The organism is Kitasatospora sp. NPDC056138 (genome assembly GCF_042264695.1).
GTDB lineage: Bacteria > Actinomycetota > Actinomycetes > Streptomycetales > Streptomycetaceae > Kitasatospora.
The window spans coordinates 1-21,883 of sequence record NZ_JBHJVK010000096.1 but is presented as its reverse complement, the minus strand read 5'-3'; the positions used below and the strand labels follow the sequence as shown (position 1 = coordinate 21,883).

The window sequence follows — 21,883 nt, the reverse complement described above, 5'->3', positions numbered from 1 at the left end:
GGCCGAGGGCGGGGGTGACGACGTCGGCATACCGGGCGCCGCCGTCATACATCGTCCGGCCGCCCGGCCGCACCGCCGGCGCCCCGGTGGTGCGGGCCGCCGCCCCGCCGCGGGGGGCGGCCGACGCGGGTCCCGTGGTGAGGGCGCCACCGAGGGCAAGTGCCGTGACGATCAGGGCACTTGCCGCTCGGTGTCCGCCGGTGCGGTGGGATCGCGTCATTGCTGCTCCATCAGAATCTGACGGTGCCACAGCGGCACTCGTCGGTCCGGTGATCGGAGCGTAGGGGCGGCTCACCGGCCCTGACGAGATGATGATCAGCCAAACTTACCCACGAGTAGGGTTTGGCTGCGCGGTCCCGGTCCGGGAGCTACACGGTCCCTGCCCAGGAGTGGGTGCCGAGCAGCGTCTTGATGTCCGAGGCGAGCCCGTTGTCCGGGTTCACCTGGAAGCCGAGCTCGTACAGGGTGTTCTTGTCCCAGTTCGTCGTGAGCAGGCGTACCGGCACGTCTCCCGGGTGCGCCTGGAGGGACCGCCTGAGCTCGGCCACCAGCGCCGGGGTGATCTTCCCGCTCGGCACGGTGATCTGCACGGGCGGTTTCCGGCCGAGTTCGGCGGAGGAGACGTCCAGGGTGGTGATCTCCTGGCCGAAGATGCTGAGCGTGCCGTCGCGCTCGTTGAGCCTTCCCCTGGCCGAGATCACGTTGTCCTCGACCATCTGGTCGGCCATCAGGTTGTAGGTGGCGGGGAAGAACAGCACCTCGACCGATCCGTCGCGGTCGGCCAGCGTGATGATGGCCCACGCGTTGCCCGCCTTGTTGATCCGCCGGTCCACGGCGGTGATCAGGCCGGCCAGCCTGACCTCGCCCTCGGTCCGGCCCGAGCCGAGGAGCTCGGCGATGGAGACGTCGCGGTTGCGGGAGAGCAGGTGCTCCGCGCCGTCCAGCGGGTGGCTGGAGACGTACAGGCCGAGCATCTCCCGTTCCAGGCTGAGCAGTTGCTTGCGGGGCCACTCCCGGTCGGTGAGTTCGAAGTCCAGGCCGATGGCCGGGGTGTCGTCGCCGCCCAGGGCGCCGAAGAGGTCGTCCTGGCCGATCGCCTGCTGCTTCTTCACCCCGGTCACCGCGTCGATCGCGCTCTCGTGCACCGTGCTCAGCGACAGCCGGGTGTGTCCGAGGGAGTCGAACGCCCCCGCCTTGATCAGCGAGTCGACGGTGCGCTTGTTGCAGGCGACCAGCTCGACCTTGTCCAGGAAGTCCGGGAAGGAGGCGTACTTTCCCTTCTCCTTGCGGGTTTTGATCAGCGACTCGATGACCGGCACACCGACGTTGCGCACGGCCTTCAGACCGAACCGGACGTCACTGCCGACGGCGGTGAAGTCGACCACGGACTCGTTCACGTCCGGGGAGAGGATCTTGATGCCCATCTGGCGGCACTCGGCCAGGTAGACCGCCATCTTGTCCTTGTCGTCCGCCACCGAGGTCAGCAGCGCGGCCATGTACTCGGCCGGGTAGTTGGCCTTCAGGTAGGCGGTCTGGTACGAGACCAGGCCGTAGGCGGCGGAGTGCGACTTGTTGAACGCGTAGCCGGCGAACGGCACCAGGACGTCCCACACGGCCTGGATGGCCTCGTCGGAGTAGCCGCGCTCCCGGCAGCCGGCCTGGAACGGGACGAACTCCTTCTCCAGGACCTCCTTCTTCTTCTTGCCCATCGCGCGGCGGAGCAGGTCTGCCTGGCCCAGGCTGTAGCCGGCCAGCACCTGGGCGGCTCGCTGCACCTGCTCCTGGTAGACGATCAGACCGTAGGTGGGGCCGAGGACCTCGCTGAGCGGGGCCTCCAGCTCGGGGTGGATCGGGATGATCTCCTGCTGGGCGTTCTTGCGCAGGGCGTAGTTGGTGTGCGAGTTCATGCCCATCGGGCCGGGCCGGTACAGGGCGCTGACGGCCGAGATGTCGGCGAACTCGGTCGGCTTCATCAGCTTGAGCAGGGCGCGCATGGGGCCGCCGTCGAGCTGGAACACGCCCAGGGTGTCGCCCCGGGCCAGCAGCTGGTAGGTGGTGGGGTCGTCCAGCGCGATCTTCTCGATGTCGACCTCGACACCGCGGTTGGCCTTGATGATCTTGATGCAGTGGTCGATGATGCCCAGGTTCCGCAGACCCAGGAAGTCCATCTTGATCAGACCCATGGCTTCGCACGACGGGTAGTCGAAGCCGGTGATGATCACGCCGTCCTTGTCCCGCTTGTGCAGCGGGATCAGGTCGAGCAGCGGGGTCGAGGAGAGGATGACCGCGGCGGCGTGCACACCGGTGCCGCGGATCAGGCCCTCGATGCCCATGCCGGTGTCGATGATCTTCTTGACGTCCGGCTCGTTCTCGTACAGCGAGCGGATCTCGGTGCCCTCGTTGTACCGGGGGTGGCTCTCGTTGAACAGGTCCGTCAGCGGGACGCCCTTGCCCATCACGTCCGGCGGCATCGCCTTGGTGATCCGGTCGCCCATGGCGAAGGGGTAGCCGAGGATGCGGTTGGCGTCCTTGACCGCGGCCTTGGCCTTGATGGTGCCGAAGGTGTTCACCTGGGCGGTGTAGGCGGAGCCGTACTTGTCGGTGACGTAGCGCACCATCTGGTCGCGCTGGCGGTCGTCGAAGTCGATGTCGACGTCCGGGGGGTTGATGCGCTCGGGGTTCAGGAACCGCTCGAACAGCAGGTCGTGCTCCAGCGGGTCCAGCTCGGTGATCCGGGTCAGGTACGCCACCATCGAACCGGCCGCCGACCCTCGGCCGGGGCCGACCGGGATGCCGTTGTCGCGGGCGTACTGACAGATGTCCGCGACCACGAGGAAGTAGGCGTCGAACCCCATCGGGGTGATGACGCCCATCTCCAGCTCGATCCGGTCCAGCACCTCCTGGCTCGGGTTGTCGCCGTAGCGGACCTTCAGCCCGGCCGCGATCTTCTTGCGCAGGTACGACGCCTGGGTCTCGCCCTCGGGGACGTCGAACTGCGGCATCCGGTCGATGTAGGTGAAGACCTCGTCGTACGACTCGATGCGCTCGGCGATCAGCAGGGTGTTGTCGCAGGCCTCGGGCAGTTCGCGGAAGAGCTCGCGCATCTCGGCTGCGGTCTTGATGTAGTAGCCGGTGCCCTGGAACTTGAAGCGGTTCGGGTCGTCCTTGTTCTTGCCCACGCCGACGCAGAGCAGGCTGTCGTGGGCGTCCGCCTGGTCGGCGGTCACGTAGTGCGAGTCGTTGGTCGCCAGCAGCGGGATGTTCAGCTGCTTGGCCAGGCGCAGCAGGTCCTCGCGGACGTCCCGCTCGATGGACAGGTCGTGGTCCATCAGCTCCAGGAAGTAGTTCTCCTTGCCGAAGATGTCCTGGTAGGCCCCGGCGGCCTTGACCGCCTCGTCGTACTGCCCCAGCCGCAGCCGGGTCTGCACCTCGCCGGAGGGACAGCCGGTGGTGGCGATGATCCCGGTCGCGTTCGCCGAGATCAGCTCCCGGTCCATCCGGGGCTTCATGTAGTAGCCCTCCATCGACGCGAGCGAGGAGAGCTTGAACAGGTTCCGCAGGCCGGTCGCGTTCTGTGCCCACATGGTCATGTGGGTGTAGCGGCCGCCGCCGGACACGTCCTTGCCGCCCTCGCCGTCCGCGCTGGCCGGGCGCTGGCCGCCCGGGGACCAGAAGACCTGCTTCTTCTCGAAGCGCGAGCCGGGGGCGACGTAGGCCTCGATCCCGATGATCGGCTTCACGCCGGTCTTGGCGGCGGCGTGGAAGAACTCGTAGGCACCGAACATGTTGCCGTGGTCGCTCATCGCGATGGCCGGCATGCCCTGCCGCTCGGCCTCCGCGAACAGCTTGCCGTTCTTCGCCGCCCCGTCCAGCATCGAGTACTCGGTGTGGACATGAAGGTGAGCGAACGTGTCAGACACTGCGGTGAGGCTCCTCGCGGATCGGGCCCGGACAGAACTGCTCAACCCTAACGGGAGTCGCGGATCGGTCTGGAATCGATCACCGAGGGACGGGACGTTCTTGACGCACTCCCTACGTGCGGGGGCGTCCTGTGCTAGAGCGGTGCCACGTGAGGGGACGTTCTGTGCCGGTCGTGCCGCCAGGGCGGTCCTAGGTGAGCGTGATCCGGATGCCGGTCGTGCCGTGCTCGCCCCGGCGCAGCCGGCTGCCCAACAGGGTGAGCACGCCGAGCAGGCCGTACTTCTGGCGCAGCAGGGTGCGGTACGCCGCGGTGCGCTCGGGCGGGCAGATCTCCGCCACGGCCGGTACCTGCTCGCCGGTCGGGTTGCCGCGCGCGTCGCACGGGCCGACCAGGACGTCGGCGCGGTTGCGGATGCGCCGCACCTTCCAGGAGTCGGAGACCGTCCAGATGCCGAGTGCGTCGCCGTCCCGGACCACCCAGACCGGGGTGGGCACCCCGGTGCCGTCCTTCCGGAAGGTGGTGACCAGCAGGTAGCTCCCGGCGGCGAGTCGGACGAGGCGTTCGAGCCCCTCCGGCGGCATGGCGTTCATGGCGGGAAGTCTAGGTCCTGGCCCGCCCGAGCCGGGCTGCGGCCCGCCTGATCCCGTACCGCCCGCCCGCCGGGCGGGCCGGCGTCGATCAGGCGGGCCGCAGCGGGAAGTGGCAGGCCGCCGGGTGGCCGTCCGGGCCGTAGGCCGTCAGCGGCGGCTCGGTCTCCGCGCACGGCTGCCGGGCCGCCGCGCACCGGGTGCGGAGGCGGCAGCCGGACGGCGGGTCGACGGCGGACGGCAGTTCCCCGGCGATGCCCCGGCTGCTCCTGGCCTTCTCCACCACCGGGTCGGCGACGGGGATGGTGTCCAGCAGGCCGCGGGTGTAGTGGTGCACCGGCCGGGTGTACACCGACGGCGCCGGGCCGATCTCCACCAGCTTGCCCAGGTACATCACCCCGATCCGGTCCGACAGGTACCGGACCACGGACAGGTCGTGCGAGATGAACAGGCACGACAGTCCGAGTTCGCCCTGCAGGTCGCTCATCAGGTTCAGCACCTGCGACTGGATCGACACGTCCAGGGCCGAGGCGGGCTCGTCCGCGACGATGAGCCGGGGGCGCAGCGCCAGTGCGCGGGCCAGCCCGATCCGCTGGCGCCGGCCGCCGGAGAACTCGTGCGGGTAGCGTTCCAGGGCGGTGAGCGGCAGGCCGACCAGGTCGAGGATCTGCCTGATCCGCCGGTCGCGCCCGGCCTGGCTGTCGACCCGGTGGATGTCCAGCGGCTCGCGCATGATCGAGTGGACCGGCATGCGCGGGTTCATCGCCGCGTAGGAGTCCTGGAACATCAGCTGGACCTCCCGGCGCAGCCTGCGCCGCTCCGTCCGGGGCACCAGGGCGAGGTCCCGGCCGTCGAACACCAGGCTGCCGCCGGTGGGCCGCTCCAGGCCGACGACGAGCTTGCCGACGGTGGTCCTGCCGCAGCCGGACTCGCCGACCAGGCCGAGCGTCTCTCCCTGGCGGACCGTCAGGGAGACGTCCGCCACCGCGCTGACCGCGCCCACGGTCCGGCGCAGGACCAGACCGCTGGTCACCGCGCGCCGTCGACCACCGACCAGAGCGGGCTGCCGGCGACCGCGCCGTCCGGTGCTACCAGTTAGCCCCGATTCTCAGACGGAGAGAAGACCTCGGACCGGCTGCAGTTCGTCAAGTTTCCATCAAGAAAGGGATCTTGAGACCGAGTGTGATCCTTCCGGTCGGAAGATGAGAGAGCGCGGGAATGCGGGACGCCGAATTCGCCTTTCGCGGAATTCCCGCCGTCCGTCCCGGGATTTTCCGAGCGGAAACAGCGGTGCGCGGGCACTCGGGCCCTAGGGGGCGAATAGGGGTTGTGGGTCTGTTGGAGCCGCTCTTAGCGTGACGCGGGGGAGCGGCGTCTGCCAGCGCTTTTACGGCTGCCATTACGGCGGCCGTCGGTGGGACGCCGCCCACGGCATACCGCCGCCCGGCCGGAAAACCTCCTGCATGGGCGATATCCCGCTCGTAGCTGCAAAGCCGTAAAGAGGGCACATCGAATGGCGAATGAAGAGACACTCCGCGGCTACCTCAAGCGGGTGACGGCCGATCTGCACCAGACCCGGCTCCGGCTGCGCGAGGTGGAGGCCAAGGACCAGGAACCGATCGCCATTGTCGGAATGAGCTGCCGCTTCCCGGGCGGGGTCGGCTCGCCCGAGGACCTGTGGCAACTGGTCGTCTCCGGCGGGGACGCCATGTCCGAGTTCCCGGCCGACCGGGGCTGGGACGTCGACGCCCTCTACCACCCGGATCCGGACCACCCGGGTACCAGCTACACCCGCGAGGGCGGCTTCGTCCACGACCTCGCGGACTTCGACCCCGCCGTCTTCGGCATCAGCCCGCGCGAGGCGCTGGCGATGGACCCGCAGCAGCGCCTGCTGCTGGAGGCGTCCTGGGAGGCGTTCGAACGGGCCGGAATCGACCCGCACTCACTGCACGGCAGCCGCACCGGCGTCTTCGCCGGCACCAGCGGCCAGGACTACCTGGCCGTCCTGCTGAGCTCCACCGACGACGTCGAGGGCTACCTCGGCACCGGCAACGCGGCCAGTGTCGCCTCCGGCCGGATCGCCTACAGCCTGGGGCTGGAGGGCCCGGCCGTCACGGTGGACACCGCGTGCTCCTCCTCGCTGGTGGCGCTCCACCTGGCGGTACAGGCGCTGCGGAACGGCGAGTGCACCCTGGCGCTGGCCGGCGGCGTCACCGTCATGAACACCCCGGGTACCTTCGTCGACTTCAGCCGCCAGCGCGGCCTGGCGGCCAACGGCCGCTGCAAGTCCTTCGCCGACGCCGCCGACGGCACCGGCTGGGCGGAGGGCGTCGGCATGCTGCTGGTCGAGCGGCTGTCCGACGCCCGCCGCAACGGCCACCCGGTGCTGGCCATCGTCCGGGGCTCCGCCGTGAACCAGGACGGTGCGAGCAACGGTCTCACCGCGCCGAACGGCCCTTCGCAGCAGCGGGTCATCCTCCAGGCGCTCGCCAGCGCCCGGCTCACCCCCGACCAGGTCGACGCCGTCGAGGCGCACGGCACCGGCACCATGCTGGGCGATCCGATCGAGGCCCAGGCGCTGCTCAGCACCTACGGGCAGGACCGTCCGGAGTCCTCGCCGCTGTGGCTGGGTTCGCTGAAGTCCAACATCGGGCACACCCAGGCTGCGGCCGGTGTCGCCGGTGTGATCAAGACGGTCATGGCGATCCGGCACGGTGTACTGCCGAAGACCCTCCACGTGGACCGGCCGACGCAGAACGTGGACTGGTCGGCGGGCGCCGTCGAGCTGCTCACGGAGGCCCGGCCGTGGCCCGAGACCGGCCGACCCCGCCGGGTCGGCATCTCCTCCTTCGGCATGAGCGGCACCAACGCCCACACCATCATCGAGCAGGCGCCGGAGGACACCGCCGCACCCGGCGGCGAGCCCGACCCGGCCGACCCGGCCGACCCGGCCGAGCGGCCGTCCCGGGCCGGGCAGGCCGCCGCACTGCCGTGGGTGCTGTCCGGCAAGGGCGAGGCCGCGCTGCGCGCGCAGGCGGCCCGGCTGCGCGAGCGGCTGGACGGCGAGCGGCTGGACGGCGAGCGGACGGGTGACGAGCGGACGGGTGGCGAACCCGGTCTCGAACCGGTGGATGTGGGCTACTCGTTGGCGGTGGGCCGGGCGGCGCTGGAGCGTCGTGCCGTGGTCGTTGCCGAGGACCGGGAGGAGTTCCTCCGGGGCCTGGCGGCGCTGGCGGCCGGTGAGCCGGCGGCGAACGTGGTGCAGGGGGCGGTGGCCGAGGGCCGTACGGCGTTCCTGTTCACGGGGCAGGGGAGTCAGCGGGTCGGGATGGGCGCCGAGCTGTACGAGGCGTTCCCGGCGTTCGCCGGGGCTTTCGACGCGGTGTGTGCCGAGTTGGACGGGCACCTGGAGCGTCCGCTGCGCGAGGTGGTGTTCGCGGACGACAGCGAGCTGCTGGATCAGACGGCCTTCACGCAGCCTGCGTTGTTCGCGGTTGAGGTGGCGCTGTTCCGGTTGGTGGAGTCGTGGGGTGTTCGGCCGGACTTCCTGGCGGGTCACTCGATCGGTGAGCTGGCTGCTGCGCACGTCGCAGGGGTTCTCTCCCTGGCTGATGCTGCGGCTCTGGTGGCGGCTCGTGGCCGGCTGATGCAGGCGCTGCCCGCTGGTGGTGCGATGGTGGCGGTGCAGGCGTCCGAGGCGGAGGTGCTGCCGCTGCTGACCGCCGAGGTCGGTGTCGCGGCGGTCAACGGGCCGAACGCCGTGGTGATTTCGGGTTCCGAGGCGGCTGTTCTGGAGGTTGCGGAGAAGCTGGCGGCTGAGGGCCGGAAGACGAAGCGGCTGACGGTGAGTCATGCGTTCCACTCGCCGTTGATGGAGCCGATGCTGGCGGAGTTCCGGGGAGTGGCCGAGGGGCTGACGTTCCAGGAGCCGAGGATCCCGATCGTCTCGACGCTGACCGGCAAGGTCACCGAGGAGCTGTGCACCCCCGAGTACTGGGTGCGGCACGTCCGCGAGGCGGTCCGGTTCCACGACGCGGTGCGGGTGCTGGAGGGCGAAGGCGTCCGCACGTTCGTGGAGCTGGGCCCGGACGGGGTCCTGTCCGCGATGGGTCAGGACTGCGTGACCGAGACGGCCGTGTTCGCGCCGGTGCTGCGCGGGGACCGTCCGGAGGTGCGGGCGCTGACCACGGCTCTCGCGCAGGCGTACGTGCGTGGTGCGGGTGTGGCGTGGGAGGCGGTGTTCGCGGGTACCGGCGCACAGCGCGTCGACCTGCCCACCTACGCGTTCCAGCGGCAGCGCTACTGGCCGACGGCCGCAGCCTGGGACGAGACCGCCGCCGTGGGCGGCGGTGGTACCGACCCGGCGGACGCCCGGTTCTGGGAGGCCGTCGAGCGCGGCGACCTGGAGATGCTCACCGCCACCCTGGACCTCGACGGCGACCAGCCGCTGAGCTCGGTCCTGCCCGCTCTGACGGCCTGGCGCCGGCAGAACCGGGACCAGTCCACCGTCGACGGCTGGCGCTACCGGATCAGCTGGCGACCGGTGGCCGAGACGTCGTCGGCCACCATCGCGGGCGACTGGCTGCTGATGGTTCCGGCGGACCTGGCCGAACACGAGTGGGCGTCGGCTACGGCCGCAGCACTGGCGCAGCGCGGCGTCCGGGTCCGGACCGTCCTGTTCGACGCGGTGACGGCCGACCGTGCCGAGCTGGCCGAACGGCTGAGCGCCGTGCTGCCGGAGGACGGGCGGACGATCACCGGTGTGCTCTCGCTGCTCGCCCTGGACGACCGCCCGCACCCCGGACTCCCGTCGGTGCCGGCCGCCCTCACCGGCACCCTGGCGCTGGTCCAGGCCCTCGGGGACGCCGGTGTCGAGGCACCGCTGTGGTGCGCCACCCGTGGGGCGGTCTCGACCGGGCGCTCCGACCGGCTGCAGAATCCGAGGCAGGCCCAGGTCTGGGGCCTGGGACGGGTCGTGGCGCAGGAGCACCCCGAGCGCTGGGGTGGTCTGGTCGACCTCCCCGAGGTCCCGGACGAGCGTGCGCTGAGCCGGCTCGTCGCCGTGCTCGCCGGCCTCGGCGACGAGGACCACCTGGCCGTCCGGCCGTCCGGAATCCTCGCCCGCCGACTGGTGCGGGCCCCGCGCAGCGCGGCGCCCGTCCAGGGCTGGTCCCCGCGCGGGACCGCGCTGGTGACCGGTGGCACGGGTGCGCTGGGTGCCCATGTCGCCCGCTGGCTCGCCCGCGCCGGTGCCGAGCACCTGGTGCTGACCGGCCGCCGTGGCCGCGCCACTCCGGGAGTCGCCGAACTCGAGGCCGAACTGGTCGAGTTGGGTGCCCAGGTGACCGTCGCCGCCTGTGACGTGGCCGACCGTGAGGCGCTCGCCGCACTGCTCGACTCGCTCCCCGCCGAGTACCCGCTGGACACCGTCGTGCATGCGGCGGGTGTGCTGGACGACGGCGTGCTGGACGCGCTCACACCGCAGCGGCTGGCGGGCGTGCTCCGTCCCAAGGTGGACGCGGCCGTCAACCTGCACGAGCTCACCCGGGACCTCGACCTCTCGGCCTTCGTGATGTTCTCGTCCTTCGCCGGTACCTTCGGTGGCCCCGGCCAGGCCAACTACGCCGCTGCGAACGCCTTCCTGGACGCCCTCGCCGAGCAGCGCCGCGCCGCCGGACTCCCCGCCACCACCATGGCCTGGGGTGCCTGGGCCGAGGGCGGCATGGCCGTGGACGAGGTGGTCACCGAACGACTGCGCCGAGGCGGCGTGCCCGCTCTCGCCCCGGATCTCGCCGTCGCCGCCATGCAGCACGCGCTGGACCGCGACGAGACCTTCTCGATCGTGGTGGACATCCTCTGGGACCGCTTCGCGCCCCAGTACACCGCCATCCGCCCGAGCACCCTGTTCGACGAACTGGCCGAGGCCCGGCGGGCCATGGCGGACGCCGTGGCAGAGGAGGCCGCGCAGTCCGACGCCTCCTCGCTCCGCCAGCAGCTGGCCGCCGCATCGCCGGGCGAGCGCGGCCGGCTGGCCCTGGACTTCGTCCGCGTCCAGGTCGCGATCGTCCTCGGGTACCCCGGCCCGGACTCCGTCGAACCCGCACGGGCCTTCCGCGAGCTGGGGTTCGACTCGCTGACCGCCGTCGAGCTGCGCAACCTGCTCGCGGTGCTCACCGGCCTTCGGCTGCCCGCCACCCTCGTCTTCGACTACCCCAGTGCCACTGCGCTCGCCGAGCACCTGAGCGCCGAGATCCTGGGTGCCGCGCCCGTGACCGTCCCGGCTGCTCCGGCCCCGGCACGGGCGGCGGATGCCGTGGACGACGATCCGATCGCGATCGTCGGCATGAGCTGTCGTTTCCCCGGCGGCGTGGCCACCCCCGAGGACCTGTGGCAGCTGCTGTCCACCGGGACGGACGCCCTCGTCGGCTTCCCCGCCGACCGGGGCTGGGACCTCGACGCCATCCACCACCCGGACCCCGAGCACCCCGACACCACCTATGTGAGCGAGGGCGGCTTCCTGACCGGGGCCGGCGCCTTCGACCCGGGCTTCTTCGGGATCTCGCCGCGTGAGGCGCTGGGCATGGACCCGCAGCAGCGGCTGCTGCTGGAGACGTCCTGGGAGGCGTTCGAGCGGGCCGGCATCGACCCGGCCACCCTGCGCGGCAGCCGCACCGGAGTCTTCACCGGCACCAACGGCCAGGACTACCTGCCGCTGATCCTGAGCGCGCCCGACGGCTCCGAGGGCTTCCTGGGCACCGGCAACGCGGCCAGCGTGATGTCCGGCCGGGTGGCCTACGCCCTCGGTCTGGAGGGCCCGGCCGTCACCGTGGACACGGCCTGTTCGTCCTCGCTGGTCGCGCTGCACTGGGCGATCCAGGCGCTGCGGGCCGGCGAGTGCTCGCTGGCGCTGGCCGGCGGTGTGACCGTGATGTCCACCCCCGGCGCGTTCATCGACTTCAGCCGCCAGCGCGGCCTGGCCGCCGACGGCCGCTGCAAGGCGTTCGCGGCGGCCGCCGACGGCACCGGCTGGGGCGAGGGCGTCGGCATGCTGCTGGTCGAGCGGCTGTCGGACGCGCAGCGCAACGGGCACCCGGTACTGGCGGTGGTACGCGGCTCCGCCGTGAACCAGGACGGCGCGTCCAACGGCCTGACCGCGCCGAACGGTCCTTCGCAGCAGCGGGTGATCCGGCAGGCGCTGGCCTCGGCCGGCCTGTCCGCCGGTGAGGTGGACGCGGTGGAGGCGCACGGCACGGGCACGGCGCTGGGCGATCCGATCGAGGCGCAGGCGCTGCTGGCCACCTACGGCCAGGACCGCGCCGAGGACCGGCCGCTGTGGCTGGGTTCGCTCAAGTCCAACATCGGGCACACCCAGGCTGCGGCCGGTGTCGCCGGTGTGATCAAGATGGTGCTGGCGATGCGGCACGGTGTGCTGCCGCAGACCCTGCACGTCGACCGGCCCACGCCCGAGGTCGACTGGTCGGCGGGGGCGGTCTCGCTGCTCACCGAGGCACGTCCGTGGCCGGAGACCGGCCGTCCGCGCCGTGCGGCGGTCTCCTCCTTCGGTGTCAGCGGCACCAACGCACACACCATCCTGGAGCAGGCACCTGCCGTTGCCGCCGAAGACGCCGAGGAGTCGAACGGGCCTTCTGCGGCGTCTACGACGCCTGAGGCGGAGGTGAAGCCTGCGGCGCCGGTGGTGCCGTGGCCGCTGTCCGCCCGGACGGCGGACGCGCTGCGCGGGCAGGCCGAGCGGCTGCTGGCCCGACTGGCTGCCGAACCGGAGCTCAACCCCCTCGACGTCGGCCACTCGCTGGCGACGACCCGGTCGGCCATGGAGCGCCGGGCCGTGGTGGTGGCGGAGGACTCGGCCGGTCAGGCCCGCGCCCTGGCTGCGCTGGCCGCCGGGAACGACGCACCCGGCCTGGTCGAGGGCACGGCCGGACTGGGCCGTACGGCGTTCCTGTTCACGGGGCAGGGGAGTCAGCGGGTCGGGATGGGCGCTGAGTTGTACGAGGCGTTCCCGGTGTTCGCGGCTGCGCTGGACGAGGTGTTCGCGCACCTGGACCAGCACCTTGAGCTCCCGTTGCGGGAGGTGGTGTTCGCGGACGAGGGCGGTCTGCTGGACCGGACGGCCTTCACGCAGCCTGCGTTGTTTGCGGTTGAGGTGGCGCTGTTCCGGTTGGTGGAGTCGTGGGGTGTCCGGCCGGACTTCCTGGCGGGTCATTCGATCGGTGAGCTTGCCGCCGCGCATGTGGCGGGTGTGCTGTCGCTGGCTGATGCTGCTGCGCTGGTGGCGGCGCGTGGCCGGTTGATGCAGGCGTTGCCCGCTGGTGGTGCGATGGTGGCGGTGCAGGCGTCCGAGGACGAGGTGCTGCCGCTGCTGACCGCCGAGGTCGGTGTCGCCGCGATCAACGGCCCTTCCTCGGTGGTGATTTCGGGTTCCGAGGCGGCCGTTCTGGCGGTTGCGGAGAAGCTGGCGGCTGAGGGTCGGAAGACGAAGCGGCTGACGGTGAGTCATGCGTTCCACTCGCCGTTGATGGAGCCGATGCTGGCGGAGTTCCGTACGGTCGCCGAGGGGATGACCTTCAACGAGCCTCGGATCCCGATCGTCTCGACGCTGACCGGTGGGATCACGGATGAGCTGGTCACGCCCGAGTACTGGGTCCGGCACGTCCGCGAGGCGGTCCGCTTCCACGACGCTGTGCAGGCCCTGGAGGCTGAGGGCGTCCGCACGTTCCTGGAGCTGGGCCCGGACGGCACGCTCTCGGCGATGGGCCAGGAATGTGTGGCGGAGGAGGCGGCGGTGTTCGCGCCGGTCCTGCGCCGTGACCGTTCCGAGGCGCTCAGCTTCACGACCGCGCTGGCGCAGCTGCACGTGCGTGGTGCCGGGCTCGACTGGCAGGCAGTGTTCGCGGGTACCGGCGCGCAGCGCGTCGACCTGCCCACGTACGCGTTCCAGCGGCAGCAGTACTGGCCGAACGTCCCGCCGCTGGGCGCGGGCGATGTGACCATGGCCGGTCTGGGCGCGGCGGACCACCCGCTGCTCGGTGCGGCGGCGGAACTGCCGGACTCGGGCGGGTTCGTGTTCACCGGGCGGCTGGCGCTCTCCACCCATCCGTGGCTGGCCGATCACGCGGTGCTGGGGAGTGTGCTGCTGCCGGGCACGGCCTTCGTGGAGCTGGCGATCCGGGCGGGCGACCAGGTGGGTTGTGACCTGCTGGAGGAACTCACCCTGGCCGCACCGCTCGTGCTGCCCGAACAGGGCGGGGTGCAGCTGCGCCTCACGCTGGGTGCGGCGGACGGGTCGGGCAGCCGGGCGCTGAGCCTGCACTCTCGTCGGGAGGACGCCCCCGCCGAGGAGCCGTGGATCCGGCACGCCACCGGCCTGCTGGCCTCCGGGGCGGGTACCGGTTCCGAAGTGCCCGCTCGCGCGGCGGCGTTCGCGGCGGAGCAGTGGCCGCCGACCGGCGCGACCGAGGTCGGGCTGGACGGCCGGTACGAGGCGCTGGCGGGGATCGGATTCGACTACGGTCCGGTGTTCCAGGGCCTGCACCGGGCCTGGCGGCGCGGTGACGAGGTCTTCGCCGAGGTGCGTCTGCCGCAGCAGGCCGAGGGTGAGGCCGGCCTGTTCGGCCTGCACCCGGCGTTGCTCGACTCGGCCCTGCACGCACTCGGCCTGGCGGCCCCCGAGGGGACCGACTGGCAGGGCAGGCTGCCGTTCTCCTGGACCGGAGTGTCGCTGTACGCCGCAGGTGCCTCGGCGCTGCGGGTGCGGTTGGCGTCGACCGGGACGGACGGTGTGTCGCTGGAGCTGGCGGACGAGACGGGCCGTGCGGTGGCCTCGGTGGATTCGCTGGTGCTGCGTGCGGTGTCGGCCGGTCAACTGCGTTCGGCTCAGGGTGCGTTCCACGAGTCGCTGTTCCGGCCGGAGTGGGTCGCGCTGCCTGCCGGTGTGGCGGCCGAGGGCGCCCGCTGGGCGGTGCTGGGTGCCGACGCCGGGGTGCTGGGTGACCTCGGACGCGACGTCGAGGCGTACCCGGACCTGGCGGCGCTCGCGGCGGATGCCGGGGTGCTCCCCGACCTGGTGTTCGCCCCCTGCTTCGGGTCCGGCGCAGCGGAGCAGGACCCGATCGGTGCCGTCCGGGCCGGTCTGAACCGGGTGCTCGACCTGGTCCGGTCCTGGCTGGCCGAGGACCGGTTCGCCGACGCGCAGCTGGTGGTGCTCACCCGTGGCGCGGTGGCGACCGCCGCCGACGCGGACGTCACCGACCTGGCGCACGCCGCAGCGTGGGGCCTGGTGCGTTCGGCGCAGACCGAGAACCCCGAACGGATCGTCCTGGTCGATCTGGACGACGAGGAATCGTCCTGTGGTGCGCTGACCGCCGTACTCGCGGCGGGCGAGCCGCAGCTGGCCGTCCGGAACGGTGTGCTGCACGCGCTCAGGCTGGCCCGGGTCGAGGTCCCGGTGCGGTCGGTGGAGGCCGCCGAGGTCGCCGAGGTCGCCGAGGCCGCCGAGGTCGAGGGTCCGGTGTTCGGTCCGTCCGGTACGGTCCTGGTCACCGGTGGTACGGGTGCGCTGGGTGCGCTGGTGGCCCGGCACCTGGTGGCCGAGTACGGGGTCCGGCACCTGTTGCTGACCAGTCGTCGTGGTGCGGATGCGCCCGGTGCGGCCGAACTGCGGGCCGAGCTGGCGGAGTCGGGTGCCGAGGTCACGCTGGCCGCCTGCGACGCGGCCGACCGGGAGGAGCTCGCCGCCGTCCTCGCCTCGGTCCCGGCCGAACACCCGCTGACGGCGGTCGTCCACACCGCAGGCGTCACGGACGACGGCGTGCTGTCCTCGCTGACACCCGAGCGGATCGAGCGCGTCCTGCGCCCCAAGGCCGAAGGCGCCTGGAACCTGCACGAGTTGACCGCCGACCGGAAGCTCACGGCGTTCGTCATGTTCTCCTCCGCCGCCGGTGTCTTCGGCGGCCCCGGACAGGGCAACTACGCCGCCGCCAACGCTTTCCTGGACGCGCTCGCCCACCACCGCACGGCCCGTGGGCTGGCGGCGACCTCACTGGTCTGGGGCCTCTGGGCGCAAAGCAGCGGGGTCAGCGGCCACCTCGACAAGAACGACCTGGCACGGATGGAGCGTTCGGGCCTGAGCGCGCTGTCCTCGGACGAGGGCCTGGCCCTCTTCGATGCGGCGATGCAGGCCCGGAGCGCGGCGCCGGGCACGCGGCACGCGGACGCGGTCCTGGTGCCGATGCACGTGCGGATCGCCGCACTTCGGACGCAGGCGGCTGCCGGGCTGGTGCCTCCACTGCTGCGCGGACTGGTCCGCACCCCGGTGCGCCGGGCCGTCGAGGCGGCGGCGCACGGCGTCGGGTCCGAGTCCGAACTGGTGCGGCGGCTGGCCCCGTTGACGGTCGCCGAGCAGGAACGCGCGCTGCGCGACCTGGTCCGTGGGCAGGTGGCGGCGGTCCTGGGCTACTCGGGCGCCGAAGCCGTCGACGGTGAACGGGCGTTCAAGGAACTGGGCTTCGACTCGCTGACCGCCGTCGAGCTCCGCAACCAGCTGGGCGCGGCCGTCGGTCTTCGACTGCCCGCGACGCTCATCTTCGACTACCCCAACCCCGCGACGCTGGCGACCCACCTGCGCAGCGAACTCCTCGGCGGACGAGAGGACTTCGACGCCCTGACGCCGACCGCCTCCGCAGCGGCGGCCGACGACGACCCGATCGCGATCGTCGGCATGGCCTGCCGCTACCCCGGTGGCGTGACCAGTCCCGAGGAGCTGTGGCAGCTGATCGCCGGGGAGCACGACGGTATCTCCCCGTTCCCCACCGACCGGGGCTGGGACCTCGACGCCCTGTACGATCCGGACCCGGACAGCCCCGGCACCTCGTACACCCGCGAGGGCGGCTTCCTGCACGACTCCAACTACTTCGACCCGGCCTTCTTCGGCATCTCGCCGCGCGAGGCGCTGGCGATGGACCCGCAGCAGCGCCTGCTGCTGGAGACGACCTGGGAGGTCTTCGAGCGGGCGGGCATCGACCCGGCCACCGTGCGCGGCAGCCGGACCGGTGTGTTCGCCGGTGTGATGTACCACGACTACGGAACCCGGCTGCGGACCGCCCCCGACGAGGTCGAGGGCTACCTCGGCACCGGTAGCTCCAGCAGCGTCGTCTCCGGCCGCGTCGCCTACACCTTCGGCCTGGAGGGCCCGGCGGTCACCGTCGATACGGCCTGTTCCTCCTCGCTGGTCGCGCTCCACCTGGCGAGCCAGGCGCTGCGCAACGGCGAGTGCACGATGGCGCTGGCCGGCGGCGTGACGGTGATGTTCACCCCCGGTACGTTCGTCGAGTTCAGCCGCCAGCGCGGCCTGGCCGAGGACGGCCGCTGCAAGTCGTTCGCGGCGGCGGCCGACGGCACCGGCTGGGGCGAGGGCGTCGGCATGCTGCTGGTCGAGCGGCTGTCGGACGCCCAGCGCAACGGCCACCAGGTGCTCGGCATCGTCCGGGGCTCCGCGATCAACCAGGACGGTGCGAGCAACGGCCTCACCGCGCCGAACGGGCCTTCGCAGCAGCGGGTGATCCGGCAGGCCCTGGCCAACGCGGGAGTGGCGGCGCACGAGATCGACGCCGTCGAGGCGCACGGCACGGGTACCACCCTGGGTGACCCGATCGAGGCCCAGGCGCTGCTCGCCACCTACGGCCAGGACCGCCTCGACGACCGTCCGCTCTGGCTCGGCTCGGTGAAGTCCAACCTCGGGCACACCCAGGCCGCCTCGGGCGTCGCCGGTGTGATCAAGATGGTGATGGCGATGCGTCACGGTGTGCTGCCGCGCACCCTGCACGTGGACGAGCCCTCGCCGCACGTGGACTGGTCGGCCGGCGCGGTCGAACTGCTGACCCGCACGCTGCCGTGGCCGGAGACCGGCCGTCCGCGCCGCGCTGCCGTGTCCTCGTTCGGGATCAGCGGCACCAACGCGCACACCGTCCTCGAACAGGCACCGTCCGCCACGGACAGCGGCGCGGTTGGTGCGTCGGATCCGGCTGGGGCCCAGGCGCTGCCCTGGACGCTGTCCGCCAAGGGCGAGCCCGCACTCCGGGCCCAGGCGGCTCGCCTGCACGCATGGTCGGACGAGCAGCCCGAGCTGCGCCCGGCCGACGTCGGCCACTCGCTGGCGACGACGCGTGCCGCGCTGGAGAGCCGTGCCGTGGTGGTCGCGGAGGACCGGGAGGAGTTCCTCCGGGGCCTGGCGGCGCTGGCGGCGGGCGAGTCGGCGGCGAACGTGGTGCAGGGAACCGCATCCGCCGGCCGGACGGCCTTCCTGTTCACGGGGCAGGGGAGCCAGCGGGTCGGGATGGGCGCCGAGCTGTATGCGGCGTTCCCGGTGTTCGCCGAGGCTTTCGACGCGGTGTGTGCGGAGCTGGAGCCGCATCTGGAGCGTCCGCTGCGGGAGGTGGTGTTCGCGGGCGAGGAGGGTCTGCTGGACCGGACCGAGTACACCCAGCCCGCGTTGTTCGCGGTCGAGGTGGCGCTGTTCCGCCTGGCCGAGTCGTGGGGTGTGCGGCCGGACTTCCTGGCGGGGCATTCGATCGGTGAGGTGGCGGCCGCGCACGTGGCCGGGGTGCTGTCGCTGGCGGATGCCGCTGTTCTGGTGGCGGCTCGTGGCCGGTTGATGCAGGCGTTGCCTTCGGGTGGTGCGATGGTGGCGGTGCAGGCGTCCGAGGACGAGGTGCTGCCGCTGCTGGGCGCCGAGGTGGGTGTTGCGGCGGTCAACGGGCCTTCGTCGGTGGTGATTTCCGGCGACGAGCAGGCGGTGCTGGAGATTGCCGAGAAGCTGGCCGCCGACGGCCGGAAGACCAAGCGGCTCACCGTCAGCCACGCGTTCCACTCGCCGTTGATGGAGCCGATGCTGGCGGAGTTCCGGGAAGTGGCCGAGGGGCTGACGTTCCAGGAGCCGAGGATCCCGATCGTCTCGACGCTGACCGGCAAGGTCACCGAGGAGCTGTGCACCCCCGAGTACTGGGTGCGGCACGTCCGCGAGGCGGTCCGGTTCCACGACGCGGTGCGGGTGCTGGAGGGCGAAGGCGTCCGCACGTTCCTGGAGCTGGGCCCGGATGGGATCCTGTCCGCGATGGGTCAGGACTGCGTGACCGAGACGGCCGTGTTCGCGCCGGTGCTGCGCGCGGACCGCCCGGAGGTGCGGGCGCTGACCACGGCTCTCGCGCAGGCGTACGTGCACGGCACGGCCGTGGAGTGGCAGGCTGCGTTCGCCGGTCGCGGCGCGGCGCGGGTCGAACTGCCGACGTACGCCTTCCAGAAGGAGCGCTACTGGCTCGACGTCGGTGTGTCCGCCGGTGACATGGCGTCGGCGGGCCTGGAACTGGCGGGGCATCCGCTGCTGGGCGCGGCTGTCGAACTGCCGGATTCTGGTGGGTTCGTGTTCACCGGGCGGTTGGCAGTGTCCATGCAGCCGTGGCTGGCCGATCACATGGTGATGGGCAGCGTGCTGCTGCCGGGCACGGCCTTCGTGGAGCTGGCGATCCGGGCGGGCGACCAGGTGGGCTGTGACCTGCTGGACGAGCTCACGTTGGAGGCGCCGCTCGTGCTGCCCGAGCGCGGCGGGGTGCAGCTGCGCCTCACGCTGGGTGCGGCGGACGGGTCGGGCGCCCGGGCGCTGAGTCTGCACTCGCGGCGGGAGGACGTCCCGGCCGAGGAGCCGTGGACCCGGCACGCCACCGGCCTGCTGGCCTCCGGCGCGATGCAGCCCGGATTCGACCTCGGCGAGTGGCCCCCGGCCGGTGCCGAGCCGCTGGACGTAGACGGGCTGTACGAGGGGGCGGCGGGAGTCGGCCTGGACTACGGTCCGGTGTTCCAGGGCCTGCAGCGGGCCTGGCGGCGCGCCGGCGAGGTCTTCGCGGAGATCCGGCCGGCCGTGGACGGGCGTGCTCTGGACGGCACGCCGTTCGGCCTGCACCCCGCGCTGCTGGATGCCGCCCTGCACGGGGTGGGTCTCGGCGGCCTGGTCCGTGACGCCGACCAGGACGCGGGCCGGGCCCGGCTGCCGTTCTCCTGGGGTGGGGTCCGGCTGCACGCCGCAGGCGCCTCGGCGCTGCGGGTGCGGTTGGCACCGGCGGGGTCGGACAGCGTGTCGCTGGAGCTGGCGGACGAGACGGGCCGTGCGGTGGCCTCAGTGGATTCGCTGGTGCTGCGCGCAGTGTCGGCCGGTCAACTGCGGTCGGCCCAGGGCGCGTTCCACGAGTCGCTGTTCCGGCCGGAGTGGGTTGCGCTGCCCGCCGGTGCGGCGTCCGAGGGTGGGCGCTGGGCGCTGCTGGGCGCCGACGCCGAGGTGCTGGGTGATCTCGGACGGAACGTCGAGGCGTACCCGGACCTGGCGGCGCTCGCGGCGAGCGAGGACGTCCCGGATGTGGTCCTGGTACCCCGTCTCGCGTCGGCTGCCCAGGGTACGGACACCGCCGCTGCCGCCCGGACCGCTACCCGAGAGGCCCTGGAGCTCGTCCGGTCCTGGCTGGCCGAGGACCGGTTCGCCGACGCGCAGCTGGTGGTGCTCACCCGTGGCGCGGTGGCGACCGCCGCCGACGCGGACGTCACCGACCTGGTGCACGCACCGGTCTGGGGCCTGCTGCGCTCGGCCCAGGGCGAGAACCCCGGCCGGATCGTGCTGGTCGACCTGGACGACGACGGCGGCTCGGCCCGGGCGCTCCCGGCGGCACTGGCCTCCGGTGAGCCGCAACTGGCCGTCCGGCAGGGCACCTCGCACGCCTTCCGGCTGGCCCGGGTCCCGGCCCGGCCGGAAGGGGCTTCGGAGGTCGAAGAGGCCGCCGAGGTCGAGGGTCCGGTGTTCGGTCCGTCCGGTACGGTCCTGGTCACCGGTGGTACGGGTGCGCTGGGTGCGCTGGTGGCCCGGCACCTGGTGGCCGAGTACGGGGTCCGGCACCTGTTGCTGACCAGTCGTCGTGGTGCGGATGCGCCCGGTGCGGCCGAACTGCGGGCCGAGCTGGCGGAGTCGGGTGCCGAGGTCACGCTGGCCGCCTGCGACGCGGCCGACCGGGAGGCGCTCGCCGCCGTCCTCGCCTCGGTCCCGGCCGAACACCCGCTGACGGCGGTCGTCCACACCGCAGGTGTGATCGACGACGGGGTGGTCTCCGGGATGACTCCGGAGCGGCTGGACGGTGTGCTGCGTCCGAAGGTGGACGCGGCCTGGTACCTGCACGAGCTGACGAAGGATCAGGACCTCTCGGCGTTCGTCCTGTTCTCCTCCGCCGCCGGTGTCTTCGGCGGTCAGGGACAGGCGAACTACGCCGCCGGGAACACCTTCCTGGACGCACTGGCGCAGCACCGCAAGTCGCATGGCCTCGCGGCGAGTTCGCTGGCGTGGGGCCTGTGGGCGCAGGCCGGTGGCATGGCCGGCGGCCTGGACGAGGCCGACGTGACCCGGATGGCGAGGGCCGGTCTGGCGCCGCTGTCCCCGGCCGAGGGGCTGGCGCTGTTCGACACGGCGACCGGAGGCGGCCTGGACGACGCGGTGCTGGCGCCGATGCGGCTGGACGTGGCCGCGCTGCGGGCCCAGGGCGATCCCGATCTGGTGCCGCACCTGCTGCGTGGTCTGGTCAGGGTCCCCTCCCGGCGGTCGGCCACGGCGGGTCCGGGCACCAACGGCGGCGCACCGGCGGCCGAACAGCGCTCGCTGGTGGAGCAGTTGGCCGGTCTGCCCGACGCCGAGCGCGACCGCGTGCTGCTGGCGGCGGTGCGGACCCAGGTCGCCGCGGTGCTCGGCTACGGAGGTCCCGAGGCGATCGAACCGGGGCGCGGCTTCGTCGAGCTCGGCTTCGACTCGCTGACCGCGGTGGACCTGCGCAACCGTCTGGGGGCGCTGGCCGGGGTGCGGCTGCCGGTCACGCTGATCTTCGACTACCCGACCCCGGCCGCCCTGGCCGCCTACCTGCGGGAGGAGACCCGCCGGGACGAGGCACCGGCCGCCGCGGTGCTCCCGATCGGCGCGGAACTCGACCGACTGGAGTCGATCCTGTCCGCTCTCGCTCCCGGTGACGAGGAGCGCCGGCGGGTCACCGCCCGCCTGCGGACGCTGCTCTCGATGTGGACCGAGGCCCAGGGGCCGGCCGCCGACCAGGCGGCCGAGCCGGCAACCGACGCCGGGCTGGAGTCGGCGACGGCGGACGAGATCTTCAGCCTGCTGGACGAGGAGCTGGGCCTGTCCTGACCGCACCCCGGTGGGGCCCGGCGACCGAGCGGTTGCCGGGCCCCGCCGGACTCGACCCCCGCCGCCCCCCCCCCGGCACGGGCCCCCAAACCCCCCCCCGCCCCCCCGGCGCGTCAGCACCGCCCGCGTTTGTGGCGA

The 21,883-nt window shown here is 72.4% G+C and carries 5 protein-coding genes; 1 reads left to right on the top strand and 4 read right to left on the bottom strand.

The features are described from left to right. The 4 genes from ACFC1R_RS35490 to ACFC1R_RS35475 form a co-directional block, all read right to left on the bottom strand. A partial coding sequence (locus tag ACFC1R_RS35490) for a hypothetical protein (protein ID WP_375945837.1) occupies positions 1 to 220 on the bottom strand: 220 nt, incomplete at its 3' end. 148 nt (positions 221 to 368) lie between these two features. Continuing rightward, entirely contained in the window at positions 369 to 3,920 is a 3,552-nt protein-coding gene (dnaE, locus tag ACFC1R_RS35485) for a DNA polymerase III subunit alpha (protein ID WP_375945836.1), read from the bottom strand. Between the two features lie 190 nt (positions 3,921 to 4,110). Continuing rightward, positions 4,111 to 4,503 carry a PPOX class F420-dependent oxidoreductase gene (locus ACFC1R_RS35480; RefSeq protein ID WP_375945840.1) on the bottom strand — a complete coding sequence of 131 codons (393 nt, stop codon included), beginning with the start codon at positions 4,501 to 4,503 and terminating at the stop codon, positions 4,111 to 4,113. 97 nt (positions 4,504 to 4,600) lie between these two features. Further along, positions 4,601 to 5,542 (bottom strand): ABC transporter ATP-binding protein, encoded by a 942-nt coding sequence (locus tag ACFC1R_RS35475; protein WP_375945835.1) that lies wholly within the window; start codon positions 5,540 to 5,542, stop codon positions 4,601 to 4,603. Between the two features lie 519 nt (positions 5,543 to 6,061). Here ACFC1R_RS35475 and ACFC1R_RS35470 point away from each other — a divergent pair. Continuing rightward, the gene (locus ACFC1R_RS35470) at positions 6,062 to 21,745 is read left to right on the top strand and encodes a type I polyketide synthase (RefSeq protein ID WP_375945839.1); all 15,684 of its coding nucleotides are present in this window, start codon (positions 6,062 to 6,064) and stop codon (positions 21,743 to 21,745) included. The last annotated feature ends 138 nt before the right edge of the window (positions 21,746 to 21,883 follow it).

Coding starts and splice junctions, on each gene's coding strand:
- ACFC1R_RS35480 (WP_375945840.1), bottom strand. CDS start 4,503: ATGCCGCCGGAGGGGCTCGAACGCCTCGTCCGACTCGCCGCCGGGAGC.